Annotated in this window: 13 protein-coding genes and 1 tRNA gene; 3 read left to right on the top strand and 11 right to left on the bottom strand. The window is 69.1% G+C overall.

Annotated features, from left to right (window positions below; translation table 11 throughout):
* Positions 1-17 precede the first annotated feature (17 nt).
* The 5 genes from ACLKM7_RS09735 to ACLKM7_RS09715 all read right to left on the bottom strand — a co-directional run bounded on the left by ACLKM7_RS09735 (position 18) and on the right by ACLKM7_RS09715 (position 3,886).
* Positions 18-893: a branched-chain amino acid ABC transporter permease gene (locus tag ACLKM7_RS09735; protein ID WP_436446997.1), complete on the bottom strand. Its 876-nt coding sequence runs from the start codon at positions 891-893 to the stop codon at positions 18-20.
* Positions 890-1,606, bottom strand: a complete 717-nt coding sequence (locus ACLKM7_RS09730) for an ABC transporter ATP-binding protein (protein ID WP_436446996.1) — start codon at positions 1,604-1,606, stop codon at positions 890-892. The genes ACLKM7_RS09735 and ACLKM7_RS09730 overlap by 4 nt, the downstream gene beginning before the upstream one ends.
* Entirely contained in the window at positions 1,603-2,388 is a 786-nt protein-coding gene (locus ACLKM7_RS09725; RefSeq protein WP_436446995.1) for an ABC transporter ATP-binding protein, read from the bottom strand. The genes ACLKM7_RS09730 and ACLKM7_RS09725 overlap by 4 nt, the downstream gene beginning before the upstream one ends.
* Positions 2,389-2,407: 19 nt before the next feature.
* Positions 2,408-3,619 carry a substrate-binding domain-containing protein gene (locus tag ACLKM7_RS09720; protein ID WP_436446994.1) on the bottom strand — a complete coding sequence of 404 codons (1,212 nt, stop codon included), beginning with the start codon at positions 3,617-3,619 and terminating at the stop codon, positions 2,408-2,410.
* Positions 3,620-3,810: 191 nt separating this feature from the next.
* Positions 3,811-3,886: transfer RNA gene (locus ACLKM7_RS09715), tRNA-Lys, on the bottom strand.
* 94 nt (positions 3,887-3,980) lie between these two features.
* Here ACLKM7_RS09715 and ACLKM7_RS09710 point away from each other — a divergent pair.
* Complete coding sequence (locus tag ACLKM7_RS09710; RefSeq protein ID WP_436446993.1) at positions 3,981-4,805, top strand: inositol monophosphatase family protein; 825 nt, start codon at positions 3,981-3,983, stop codon at positions 4,803-4,805.
* A gap of 97 nt (positions 4,806-4,902) precedes the next feature.
* On the top strand, positions 4,903-5,493 hold the full coding sequence (locus tag ACLKM7_RS09705) for a hypothetical protein (RefSeq protein WP_436446992.1): 591 nt from the start codon (positions 4,903-4,905) through the stop codon (positions 5,491-5,493).
* Between the two features lie 21 nt (positions 5,494-5,514).
* On the opposite strand, the gene ACLKM7_RS09700 is transcribed toward ACLKM7_RS09705, so the two are convergent.
* Positions 5,515-6,396, bottom strand: a complete 882-nt coding sequence (locus ACLKM7_RS09700; protein ID WP_436446991.1) for a manganese catalase family protein — start codon at positions 6,394-6,396, stop codon at positions 5,515-5,517.
* Between the two features lie 253 nt (positions 6,397-6,649).
* Between ACLKM7_RS09700 and ACLKM7_RS09695 the strand changes: the two genes are divergently transcribed.
* Entirely contained in the window at positions 6,650-7,156 is a 507-nt protein-coding gene (locus ACLKM7_RS09695) for a DUF2231 domain-containing protein (protein ID WP_436446990.1), read from the top strand.
* A gap of 31 nt (positions 7,157-7,187) precedes the next feature.
* Here the strand turns inward: ACLKM7_RS09695 and ACLKM7_RS09690 are convergent, their stop codons facing one another.
* From ACLKM7_RS09690 to nhaA, 5 genes are all read right to left on the bottom strand, one after another.
* Complete coding sequence (locus ACLKM7_RS09690) at positions 7,188-8,153, bottom strand: SDR family NAD(P)-dependent oxidoreductase (protein WP_436446989.1); 966 nt, start codon at positions 8,151-8,153, stop codon at positions 7,188-7,190.
* Positions 8,154-8,224: 71 nt separating this feature from the next.
* Positions 8,225-9,109 carry an aminoglycoside phosphotransferase family protein gene (locus ACLKM7_RS09685; RefSeq protein ID WP_436446988.1) on the bottom strand — a complete coding sequence of 295 codons (885 nt, stop codon included), beginning with the start codon at positions 9,107-9,109 and terminating at the stop codon, positions 8,225-8,227.
* A 22-nt stretch (positions 9,110-9,131) separates the two neighbouring features.
* A complete protein-coding gene (locus ACLKM7_RS09680) occupies positions 9,132-9,485 on the bottom strand; it encodes a UBP-type zinc finger domain-containing protein (RefSeq protein WP_436446987.1) in 354 nt (117 codons plus the stop codon).
* Between the two features lie 28 nt (positions 9,486-9,513).
* A complete protein-coding gene (locus ACLKM7_RS09675) occupies positions 9,514-11,148 on the bottom strand; it encodes an FAD-dependent oxidoreductase (protein WP_436446986.1) in 1,635 nt (544 codons plus the stop codon).
* An 11-nt stretch (positions 11,149-11,159) separates the two neighbouring features.
* Positions 11,160-13,061, bottom strand: a complete 1,902-nt coding sequence (gene nhaA / locus ACLKM7_RS09670) for a Na+/H+ antiporter NhaA (protein WP_436446985.1) — start codon at positions 13,059-13,061, stop codon at positions 11,160-11,162.
* Between the last annotated feature and the right edge of the window lie 15 nt (positions 13,062-13,076).

Genomic DNA, 13,076 nt, shown 5'->3' with positions numbered 1-13,076 from the left:
TCGAGTGTGTCGAGACACTATGCCTTCCTCCCCAGGAGTCCGGTGGGTCGCACCAGCAGCACCAGCGCGAGAAGGATCACGACGATGAAGTCGCCCGTGCCGCCCAGGTACGAGTTGGCGAACTGCTGCAGGACGGCGACGAGGACGGATGCCACGGCTGCGCCCGTCAGCGAGCCGAGGCCACCGACCACCGTGACGATGAAGGCGAAGATCAGCAGCGTCTGGCCGAGGTGCGCCGACACGAACGTCGAATAGTGCATGGCCAGCACGCCGCCGATGCCCGCGGCCGCGCCACCGATCGCGAACACGAGGGTGAACGACCGGCGCACATCGATGCCGAGGGCGGTGACCATCGAGCGGTTCTCGACTCCCGCGCGGATGATCATGCCGTAGCGCGTCTTCTGAAGGAACAGCACCAGCGCCAGCAGCACGAGAACTGCGGCGATCATGAGCACCCAGTAGGTGTTGGGGATCCGGGCGCCCAGCACATCGGTGGTCTGGCGCAGCCACGCCGGCCCGGCGATGTGGATGGGGTCGGTGCCCCAGATCCCCTCGAACAGTGCCACCGCGGCGATCGAGAGGCCGACGGTCACGAGCACCTGCTCGATGTGGCGCTCGTACAGCGGACGGATGAGCACGAGCTCGGTGACCGTCGCGAAGAGAGCGCCGACTCCGGCGCCGACGAGCACCGACAGCAGGAAGGATCCCCACGACTCGGTGCCGAGGGCCTGCGCGACCATCCAGCCGGCGAAGGCACTCAAGGTGAGGAAGGCGCCGTGGGCGAAGTTCAGCACGTGCATCAGCCCATAGATCAGGCTGAGCCCGCTCGCGACGAGGAAGTACAGGGCGCCGAGGCCGACGCCGGTGATCAGGGTCAGGACGATGGAGCTCACGCCGCTGCCTCCGCGTGCACGCCGAGGAGGCGGCGGGTCAGGTCGTCATCGTCGAGGATGTCGCGGGCCTTGCCCACGTGCACCACGCGCCCGCCGGCGATGACGATCGCATCGTCGGCCAGGCGGCGCACCACTTCGAGGTTCTGCTCGACCAGGAGGATCGGGACCGTCTGCGACGCCAGTTCCAGAGCGGCGGCCACCTCGGTCACGATCTTCGGTGCCAGCCCCTTCGTGGGCTCGTCGACCAGCAGCAGCCGGTTGTCGTTGATCAGGGCGCGGGCGACCGAGACCATCTGCTGCTGACCGCCCGAGAGGGTGCCGGCGGCCTGGTCGCGGCGCGCGACGAGGTCGGGGAACAGCTCGGCGACGAGTTCGCGACGCGGGTTCTTCTGACGCTCGGCGAGGGCGAGGTTCTCTGCCACGGAGAGCTTGGCGAAGACCTCGCGGTCCTCGGGGACGTAGCCCACGCCACGCCGCACGATGCGGTGGGTGGGCAGCCCGTCGATGCGCTCGCCGGCGAGCGTCACGGTGCCACGGCGATGGATGAGACCCAGGATGCCGCGAAGAGTCGACGTCTTTCCGACGCCGTTGCGGCCGAGCACCGCGGTGATGCCCGTGGCCGGAACCTCGAACGACACGTCCTCGACGACCTGCTGGCCCGCGATCGTGCAGCGCAGTCCCGCCACCTTCAGGATCGCCTCGCCGGCGGTCATGCTGCCGCCGTCCCGAGGTACGCGCTCTGCACGAGCGGATCCTCCATGATCTTCTGGGGCACGTCGTAAGCGATGATGCTGCCGAAGTACATCACGGCGACGCGATCGACCAGTCCCATCAGGACGTCGATGTGATGCTCGACCATGAGCACGGTACAGCCCTTCTCGCGGTGCAGGTCGCGGATGTTCTCCACGAGCCCCGCCACATCGCCGGAGGCGACGCCTGCCATCGGCTCGTCCAGCAGCACGATGCTCGCCTCCGTCGCCAGCAGCACGGCGATCTCGAGCTTGCGCTTGTCGCCGTGCGAGATGTCGCCCGCCGCGGCTGCGTGCTTGTGATCGAGTCCGACGATCCGGAGCTTCTCGAGCGCGAGCTCGGTGGCGGCATCCGTTCGCCGCGGAAAGCGCAGCAGCGACCCGGACCCGCCCAGCGACACCTGCGCCGCGAGGCGCACGTTCTCGAGCACGCTCAGCCGCGGGAAGATGCTCGAGGTCTGGAACGTTCGTCCCAGTCCCGCCCGCGCCCGCGCCGGGACCGAGGCCGACGTGATGTCGCGGTCGTCCAGCAGCACGCGGCCGGCGGTCGGCTTGACCAGGCCAGAGATCACGTTGAAGAGCGTGGTCTTTCCGGCGCCGTTGGGGCCGATGACCCCGACCAGGCTGCCCGCGGCGATGTCGAGGGCGACGTCCTTCAGGATGGTCGCGCCCCCGATCTGCAGGCCGAGGGCCTCGACCTGCAGACGTGAGCCGCGGCGGGGCGCGGGCGGAACGGGAGTGCTCATGCTGGGCCGGCGCTCCGCGTCACTCGGCTTCGGCCGGCGCGACGTCCTCGGCCGGCACGGTGTCGACCAGTTCCGGCACGAAGGTGTCGCCGTCGGCGACGAGGCGCGCCTGGTACATCTGCTGGATGAGGGCATGGTCGCTCGCGCGGACCGCCATGGCACCCTTGGGGCCCTCGAACTCGAAGCCCTCGAGTGCGGCGACCATGGCGTCGACGTCGCCCTGGCCCTCCTGGATCGCGTGGACGATCATGATGGCCGCGTTGAAGCCGTCGGGGCTGAAGAGGTCAGGCGTGCCGCCGGCCTCTTCGATCGCCTCGACCATCGCGGTGTTGACGTCGTTGTCGGGCGCGCCCGGGAAGTAGTGGTTGAGGAAGTTGATCTTCTCGGATGCCTCACCGTAGGCGCCGAACGTCGCGGCGTCACCGAGCCCCGTGACGACGGGGATCTCGTCGAGCACGCCCTGCTGGCTCATCGCCTGCCACATCGCTCCCGAGGTCGCTCCCGCCCACGCGACGAAGACCAGGTCGGGCGAGGCCGACAGCACTTGCTGCGCGAACGGTGTGAACTCGGTCACGTCCTCGGCCACCAGCACCGGCGTGACCGTGGCGCCCTGACTGCCGAGGATCGCCTCGACGGCCGCCACGTTGCCCTGGCCGAAGGCGTTGTCCTGCGCGAACACCGCGATGGTCTTGCCCTCGATGTCGTCGAGGAACGTTCCGGCGGTGGCCACGTCCTGTGCGCTCTGGCGCCCCGAGCGGAAGGTGAACTCGTTGACGCCGGTGACGGCGTCGGCTGCAGCCGGCCCCGAGATGTACAGCACCTGGTTCTGTGCGGCCTGCTCGGCCACCGCGAGCGCGACCCCGGACGAGGCGGTGCCGGCGATGATGTTGACGCCCTCGCCGATCAGCTCCTTGACGGCGGTGACGGCCTTGTCGGGGTCGCCCGCGTCGTCGCGGTACTCCACGGTGATCGTCGTGCCGTCGATCTCGCTGGTGCCGTCGGTGGCGTAGTCGAGCCCGGCCTTGAAGGCGTCGAGGTACTGCTTGCCGTAACCGGCGAGCGGCCCGGACTCACTGGTGACGATGCCGACGGTCACCTCGGAGGGAGCCGATTCCCCGTCGGATCCCCCGCCGGGGGCTGCCGTCGGTGCGCAGGCGGCCAACGCCAGCGCGGCCGTGGCGACCACGGAAGCTATCACGGAACCTCGGAGCGACTTCTTCGTAACCCGCATGTGCGTGCCTTTCCCCATTGGAAGGATCTGGTGCCTCGGGAGGCAGAACCTGAAATCTGATTCAGGTTCTTGCAATCTACGAAGCCGGCGGCTCTCCGGTCAAGTCGAGAAGGCTCTCCAAGCGGTGTCGTTACCGAATCGCGACGAGCCGGAACGACGAAGGGCGGCCCGCCGGGCCGCCCTTCGCGATGTGGTGCACCCCCTGGGACTTGAACCCAGAACCCACTGATTAAGAGTCAGTTGCTCTGCCGATTGAGCTAGAGGTGCGTGATCCGCAACGTGGCGAACCGAGGGTCAACATTACCATCACGATTGCGTCAACGAAAATCGAGGTCGGCGCGCGCCGGATATCCTGGCTGATGTGACTTCCGCCCTCCCCGACCCGACGTTCGACGCGCCGATCGAGGAGGATCTGACGGCCGATCTCGCTCTCGCGCTGCTGCTGGCCGATGCGGCGGACGCGGCATCCATGCCCCGCTTCGATGCCGCCGATCTCGACATCCGCACGAAGGCGGACTCGACGCACGTGACCGAGGCCGACCTCGCGACGGAACGCGCGATCCGCGCCCTGCTGGAGGCGGAGCGCCCGCACGACAGCGTCTTCGGCGAGGAATACGGCGTCACCGGCGACTCGAATCGCCAGTGGATCATCGACCCGATCGACGGCACCGCGAACTACCTCAAGGGCATCCCGATGTGGACGACGCTCATCGCGCTGGCGATCGACGGCGTGCCACGGGTCGGAGTCGCCAGCCAGCCCGCGATCGGGCGTCGCTGGTGGGCTGCGACCGGTCTCGGCTCCTGGACCGACACACCGGCGGGACCGCGGCGACTCGCCGTCTCGAGCGTCGACTCGGTCGCCGATTCCAGTGTGAGTTTCCAGAGCATCGCGCAGTGGCGGGATGCCGGCCGGCTCGCCGCTCTGGAACGCCTGACCTCCGCCGTGTGGCGCGATCGCGGCTACGGCGACGCGTGGCCGTACATGCTGCTGGCCGAGGGACGCCTGGAGTTCGTCGCCGAGTTCGGGGTGCAGGAGTACGACATCGCCGCCCTCGTGCCGATCATCACCGAGGCCGGCGGCCGCTTCACGTCATTCGACGGCCGCGATTCGATCTCGGAGCGCTCTTCACTCGCGACCAATCGCCTGCTGCACGACGCGTACCTCGATCTCCTCCATTCCGACTGACCCCGCCCGCTCCCCGCTTCTACCCCGCCTTACCCCAAACCCCCACCAACCCCACAACCCCACACCCCCACCCTCCCCCGACCTCCCCGGAGACCCCGTGACGTTCCCCGCACGTTCCCGCCTCGGCACCGCAGCCGTGGTCGCGCTCTTCGCCGCGCTGACGCTCACCGCGTGCGCGGGCTCGCCGCAGGCGGCCCCGCTCGAACAGACCGACGTGGCGCCCACGCCGTCGGCACCGTCGCCGGAGCCGTCGGCGACTTCCGAGCCGGAACCCGCCGACACCGACGAACCGACGTGCGAGACGCTGATCAGCGAAGCCGTCTCGAAGGACTTCGAGAGCCTCGGCTGGACTTCGCAGGCCGAGCCCTTCTACATCGGAAGCATCGAGGTCGCCGAAGGGCTGCAGTGCGTGTGGGCCGACTTCGAAGGTCCCGCCGGGGATCACGGCCAGATGTTCGGCTGGGCGCCGATCTCTGACGGCGATGCCGCCGACGCCCAGTCGAAGCTCGTCGAGCAGGGCTGGATCCGTGAAGAGGGCCCGGAGGGCACCTACATCACGGAGAGCCCCGACACGACGATCTCCGCCGACGCGGAAGGCTATGGCATGACCTACCTGTTCGCGGACGGCTGGGTCAAGCTCGCGGACACCAAGCAGAACCTGCTGCTGATCGAGTGGCCGAAGAGCTGACACCAGCGGTCAGCGCCGCCTTCACTTGTCGCTGAGCTTGTCTTTGACCACCCCGGCCGCCTTGTCGACGATGTTCGGCTTCGCGTCGGTGCCGTACAGCCGCGGATCGGGCTGCGTCGGCGGAGGCATCGGAACCGACGTCTCGGGCCCGTCGAGATAGGTGAACTCGCCCTTCCCGTCGGGAGTCGGCCCCGATGCCCACGATCCCTCGGCAGCAGCGGCGCCGTCGGAGAAGTTGATGTACTCGTAGGCCACGTCGCGCTGCTCCCGTCCGAGCGGGAAGTTGCTCGGCACTGGGAGGTCCTCCACTCCTTCGTCGCGCAGTTCTTGGGCGGCGCGGATCCACTGGTTCTGGTGCATCGTGTCGCGTGCGAGGAGGAACGACAGCAACTCCCGAACGCCCGGGTCGTCGGTCATGTTGTAGATGCGGGCGACCTGCAGACGCCCCTGCATCTCGGCGTTGGCGTTGGCGGTGAAGTCGGCGAGCAGATTGCCGCTCGCCGTGATGTAGGAGCCCTGCCAAGGGTTGCCATTGCTGTCGACGGGGCGCACACCGGCACCCGCGACGATCGCGGACTGCACATCCATGCCGCCGATCACGGCGCCCAGCACGGGGTCGGACGCCGCCGCCTGCTCCGATTGCTCCACCGGCGCCTTCTCGAGGAGCTGGGCGATCATGATCGCCAGCATCTCGACGTGACCGAACTCCTCCGCGGCGATGCCGTAGAGGAGATCGCGGTATTTGCCGGGGATGTGGCAGTTCCAGGACTGGAACCCGTACTGCATGGCCACGGTGATCTCGCCGTACTGGCCACCGAGGACCTCTTGCATCCGCCGGGCGTAGACGGCGTCGGGCTTGGCCGGGGACGCCGAGAACTGCAGCTCCTGCTTGTGGAAGAACATCCATCGCTCCTTGTCGAACTCATCCCCCATCGCCGGCCGGACCGGCCGCCGTCCGGCGAGAGTAGGCAGGACGATCCGAGGCTCTCAGGGGGTGGCATCCGGTCACTCAAGCGAGTAGCCTCCGCGGGCGCGATCGCGCGGAGGCTCCTGCCATGACGACACCGGAGGGCGCAAGCCCCCTGGCGATTTCGATGTCGAGCGCTTCACTGGGTCCATCGACCAGACCGCACCAGCTCCAGGAGGACGAGCCCTCATGTCCGAGACCACGCCACAGCAGCGCGCCAAGCGCCCTCGTTCGGCGATCGCCGGACCATACGGGCACCCGTTCCATCCGATCCTGGTGACGATCCCGATCGGCACGTGGGCGGCCAGCCTCGTGTTCGACATCATCGGGCTGGCGTCGGACGACCCGGCCCCCTTCGTCGTGGGAGCGCGGGTCCTGATCCTGATCGGAATCGTCGGCGCGGTGCTCGCCGCGGCGATCGGACTTGTCGACTACGCCCAGCTCGCGCGGGGCACCGCTGCCCGCAAGACGGCGACCGTGCACATGGCGCTCAATCTCGGCGTGACGGTGCTCTTCCTCGTGAATCTGCTGCTGCGGTGGTCGGCTGATGACGACGAGGTGAGCATCGTCGGCTTCATCCTGAGCATCGTGGCACTCGGCGCGCTCGGCGTCTCAGGATGGCTCGGCGGCAAGCTCGCCTACCATTACGGCGTGCGGGTGGCGGACGAACGCACGCAGGCCGAGGGGTTCCGCTGAGCCCGCACGGTCTGCGACGCGTGCGCCCAGCTCAACCACGCCGCAGCGTAGCGGCCGTCAGCACTACCGTGCCTGCCAGGAGCACTCCCCCGACGACTCGGCCCGGCCACCACCGCCAGCCGCCGGTGACCGTATCTCCGCCGCCATTCGGCGCCAGGACGGTGCCGGCTGTTGGCGATGCGCCACCCGCACGCAGCTCGACGCGGTGCTTCAGCGTCGACACGACCGCGTCATAGCCGCGCGGCCACACGCCGTGCAGCACCAGGCCGCCCCGCTGTGCGTTGCCGACGAACGTCGTGAAGCGGCGGCGGCGCGGTGCGCGCACGATCGCACGAGCGACCCGTCGCGGCGAGGTCGCCGGAGGTAGCGGGTGCACGCGCCGCCCCGTGAAGTTCGCGGCGTGCTGGTAGATGGGCGTGTCGATCGTCGCGGGAAGGATCAGACGCAGACGGATGCCGCTCCCCCGCAGCTCCTGACGAAGAGACTCGGCGAAGCCTTGAAGACCGAACTTGCTCGTGACGTAGGACGAGATCTCGGGAGAGCCGACGCGGGAGTACAACGACCCGACGATCACGAGCGTTCCGCGGCCCTGTCGGCGGAAGTGCGGCAGGACTGCGCGGGCTCCGTGCACCTGTCCCATGAGGTTGGTCTCGACGACCTGGCGGAAGATGCGGGGCGGCGTCCGTTCGAAGGCGCCGTAGCTCATGACCCCGGCGTTGCCGACCCACACGTCGATGCGACCGAATTCGGCGATCGCCTCGGCTGCGAGGGCGTTCACCGCCTCTTCGCGCACGACGTCGGTCGCGATCGCGCGCACCCGGGAGCCGAGGGCGCGGCATTCCGCGGCCACGGGCTCCAGCGCAGTGGCGCTCCGCGCGGCCAGCACGAGCCGGCTCCCGCGCCGAGCGTACTCGCGCGCCGTCGCACGGCCGATGCCGCTGGACGCGCCCGTGATCACCACCACCGGCGAGTTCTCCGAAGGGGCGGCGCGTGTCATCCGGAAAGGTCCCATCCCCGTGACGGTACGGGCCCTCACCCGCTCGCACCCGACCCTTGACAGATCGGCCGCTACACGCCCGCGATCAGCTCATCGAGCACGCGACGGGCGAATTCCGCCTGCCCCGGCGGCTCGTTGGTGATCATGATGAGCCCCTTCCACAGTGCCCACCCCCGGCCTCGCGCCCACGTGGCCTCGTCGAGGTCGAGCCGTCGGTGGAACTCCTCGCGCGCCCGACCCCGGAAGAGCGTCCACCGCATGACCGTGTCGCACGCCGGGTCGCCCACCGCCGAGCAGCCGAAGTCGATCACACCCGACAGGCGGCCGTCCGTCAGCAGCAGGTTGTTCACCGACACGTCGCCGTGGAACCAGACGTCGGGTCCGAGGAACGTCGCGTCCAGGGCGTCTCGCCAGATGCCGGCGGCGATGTCGCGCTCACGCCCGTGCACGCGGTGCAGGATGTCGCCCATCTCGTCGTCCCAGTGCTCGAGCGAGCCGCCCCGGAATGCGCTGTGCAGACCAGGCTGAGGCGCATCCGCCGCCACCGGAACCTGGCGCAGGGCGACCAGGAAATCGGCAAGATCACGGGCCAGGGCCACCGGATCGTCCAGTCGAGCGGTCGCAGCGGGCTCACCTGCCAGCCATCTGTACACCGACCACGGCGCGGGGAATTCGTCAGACGGTGCGCCGACACCGCGCACCTCCGGGACGGGCAGCGGCAGAAGCGGCGCGAGACGCGGCAGCCACTGCTGCTCCTTGGCCACCTGCGGCACGTAGCCCGGCGCGGCGGGCAGCCTCACGAGCAGGTCGTCCCCGAGCCGGAACATGCGGTGATCGTTGCCGCCACGCTCGATCGGGCGCAGCGGTAGATCTGCCCAATGCGGGAACTGCGTCGCGACGAGTTCGCGCGCGAGGGCCGAGTCGATCCGCGACGCGTCGATGGCGTTCTGAGTCACCGATCCACGGTACCCGGCACCCTCACCGACCGGCGTCGCGTAGCAATCGACGCCAGCCCTCAGGCACCCGCCCCGCGGGTCCCGGCGCGGGCTGATCGTCGGGGTGGCTCGTCGGAGGCGCGAGAGGTGGACCGCTCGCCCAGTCCCCGCTCGAGTAGTCCCACCACCAGTCCTCGCCCGGTTCGAAACTCTGGACCAGACGATGACCGGTCTCACGCGCGTGCGCGGAAGCGTGTCGCCCCAGCGACGAGTCGCAGCAGCCGATGTGACCGCACGCGGCGCATCGGCGCAGGTGGACCCACCAGGATCGATTTCGCTCGCATTCGAAGCATCCGGTTCCGCTCGGCTCCGCCGACACGTCGATCACGTCCGACACCGTTCTCCTCTCGTCCGACGCCGGGCGATCAGCCGGCGAGGGCGCGATGCACCGACGCGACCGCGCTGGAGCCTTCGCCGACCGCGGCGGCCACCCGCTTCATCGATCCGCGTCGCACGTCGCCCGCCGCGAAGACACGCGGCGTAGACGTCTCGAACGGCAGAGGTTCTCGCCCCAGTCGCTGCCAGTGGGCGAGCGGCTGCCACGCGATGTCGGTGCCGGTGCGGAGGAACCCGTCGGGATCACGGTCGAGCGACGACAGCCATCCCGTGGCCGGATCGGCCCCGATGAAGCAGAACAGGCCTCGCGCGTCGACTTCACCCACACGGTCGATGTGGACGCGTTCCAGGAGGTCCCCACCGTCGAGTCCGACCACGTTCGCGCCGGTGTGCACCTGGATCCGCGGGTCCTCCAGCAGACGGTCGACGAGATACGACGACATGCGGCGGCCGAGGTCGTCGCCGCGCACGACGAGGTGCACGGGGCATCCGTTCGCGGCCAGGTACAGCGACGCCTGGCCCGCCGAGTTCGCCCCGCCGACCACGACGACCGGAGACTGCATCACCTGACGCAATTCGAGCTGGGTCGCCGCGTAGTAGATGCCCGACCGCTCGAAATCCGGCCATCGGTCGAGGTTCAATCGCCGGTAGGCGGCACCGGACGTGACGATGATGCTCCGCGCCCGGATCACGCGCCCATCCGCCAGAGTGACGTCCAGCAGGTCGTCGTCGACCGACGCGAGGGCCACCGCCTCGCAGGGTGCGTACACGCGTACGCCGAACTTCAGCGCCTGCAGGCTCGCCTGCCCGATGAGGTCTCCACCGCTGACACCGAAGGGGAAGCCGAGGAAGTTTTCGATACGCGAGGTCGAAGCGGCCTGGCCGCCGGGGGCGACTGCGTCCAGCAGGACGGTGCTGAGGCCTTCGGAGGCGCCGTAGATCGCGGCCGCGAGGCCGGCGGGTCCGCCACCGATCACGACGAGGTCGACGATCTCGTCGCCGTTGGGCTCATAGCTCAAGCCCAGCCGGTCGGCCACCAGACCCGGTGTCGCACGGATGATCGGCTCACCCTGGATGTAGGCGATCGGCAGGTCCTCGGCCGTGACACCGAGCTTCGCGTGTTGGCCCATCTCGACCGGCGAGACAGCGACCGACTTGTGCACCAGATCGAGCCGTTCCGCGAACCGCTGCAATGCCAGGAACTCGCGGGACGAGCTCTCGCCGATGAACTTCAGCGTGAGGGCGGCAGGACCTCGCCGCAGCGTCTCGCGCCGCGCCCACAGTGCGTGCAGGACGAGGTCGCACAGGTCGTCGTCTTCGGCCATGAGCCGGCGCAGCTCGGTGCGGGACACCCGCAGCACTCGCGTGGGCTCGGTCGCGCGCGCGGACAGGAACGCGCCCTGCCCGTTGAGCAGTCCGAGCTCGCCGACGAACGAGCGTGGTCCCATGCGGGCGAGAACCGCCTCCTCGATCCAGAAGAGCGAATCGCGCACGACCTCGACCTCGCCCTCCTCGACGAGGATGAGGTCGTAGTCTCGATCGCCGGATCGGAAGAGGTAGTCGCCCGCGGCGACCGAGTCGGCGACTCCGAAGCCGCACAGGCGCTGCCATTGCGCGTCAGACATCTCGGGGTTCTGGAGCGGGTCCAGCGTGTGGGTTTCCATCGCGACCAAGGTTAGTGAGCCGCAGGGGCTTCAGGGTTGATCTTCGCGGAATCGGGCGCCGTCCGCTCGAGCGCGCGGATCAGCGACTGCGCGTCGTACGGACCGGTGTGCCGGCGGCCGTTGATGAACAGAGTCGGCACCGACGTGATTCCCATGGCCTCGGCATCCAGGATGTCGTCCTGCACCCTGCCGGTGACCTCGGGTGAGGTGAGATCGCGCTCGAACCGGTCGACGTCCAGACCGAGGTCGCGCGCCAGCCGGACGATGTCGGAGGGGCGCTGGTTCTCCTGGTCGGCGAACAGACCGCGTTCGAACTCGAAGAAGCGGCCCTGCAGCGCCGCGGCCTCCGACGCCTCCGCCCCCGCGAGCGCGTTGGGGTGGTACTGCGTGAGCGGCGCGTGTCGCCACACGTAGCGCAGCCGGTCGCCGAGCACCCCGTGGACCTCCTGGATCGATCCCGAGGCCTTGAGGCAGAAGCCGCACTGGAAGTCGCCGTACTCGACGATCGTGTACGGCGCATCCGCCGGCCCGAAGACGTGGTCGCGGCGAGGGTCGACCGGGCGGGCGAGCGTCTGGCGCGTGTCGCCGCCCGGGCGGACAGCATCCGAGATCCGGAAGATGACCGTGGCGAAGAGGAATGCGATGACGGATGCCGCGAGCACACCCACACGCGCCTCGTTCTGAGCCTGCTCGTCGCTGATCGACAAATCCACGATGAACAGCGAGATCGTGAAGCCGATGCCGCACAGCGCCGCGCCGCCGGCGATGCGGTCCAAGGTCAGTCCGGGGCCGAACTCGCCGATCCGCAGCAGCTTCATGACGGCGGCGGAGCCGAACACGCCGAGCATCTTGCCGACCACGAGGCCGACGACGATCCCCCACGTGAGGGGCGAGGCGATGGCGCCCGACAAGATCTCCGGACTGAGCACCACCCCCGCGTTCGCGAGGGCGAACAGCGGCAGGATGACGTACGCGATGTACGGCGCGTAGGCGCTCTGGAGCCGCTCGTTGATCGAGATCGACTCGCGCAGACTGTTCGCCGCGGCGCGCGCGTATTCGCTGTTCGGGGACTGCCGGAAGGTGCGTGCGAGTTCGAGGGCGTGCTCGACGTCCCGGCGATCGGGGCGGTAGACCGGCACGAGCAGCGCGATGGCGACGCCGGCGAGTGTAGGGTGCACGCCCGACGCGAGGAATGCCAGCCACACGATGATGGCCAGGGTCGCGTAGACGGGTCCTCGCCCTGTGGGCAGGTACCGGGTGAAGTACACCCCCGCCAGCCCGACGGCTGCGATGAGGAGCGGCAGCGGCTGGAAGTTCTCGGTGTAGACGACAGCGATGATCGAGAGCGCTCCGATGTCGTCGACGACTGCCAGCGCGAGGAGGAAGACGCGCAGCCTACCTGGCACGCGCGGACCGACCAGCGCCAGCGCGCCCACCAGGAAAGCGGTGTCGGTCGAGATCACGACGCCCCACGCGTGCTCATAGCCGGAGCCCCGGGCGATGAACACGAACAGCAGTGCGGGAAGGGCGAGCCCTGCGATCGCGGCGACGACCGGCACCATGGCGCGGGACCAGCTCGTCAGCTCGCCGATCGCGAACTCGCGACGCACCTCGAGACCGACGGTGAAGAAGAAGATTGCCATGAGCGCATCGTTGACCAGCGCGTGCAGCGTGAAGTCGAGCTGGATGTCGCCGACACCGACAGTGAGGTGCGTCTCCCAGAACGATTCGTAGGATCCGGTGGCGACGTTCGCCCACACGATGGCCGCGAAGGTCGCGAGCAGCAGCAGCAGGGCGCCGATGCGATTCTGGCCGACGGCCCGGATCTTGTCGGCGATCGAGCGGCGCGTGCGCGAGCGGTCGTCGACCTCTTCGGGATCGGGTGAGCGCTGGATGACGGTGAGATTGTCCACTGCCCGGAATTCTCG

Origin of the sequence: Microbacterium sp. I2, from assembly GCF_051364985.1 — a bacterium.
Lineage (GTDB): Bacteria > Actinomycetota > Actinomycetes > Actinomycetales > Microbacteriaceae > Microbacterium.
Note: the sequence above shows the minus strand (reverse complement) of the source record. Positions and strands in the feature narration are given on the sequence as shown.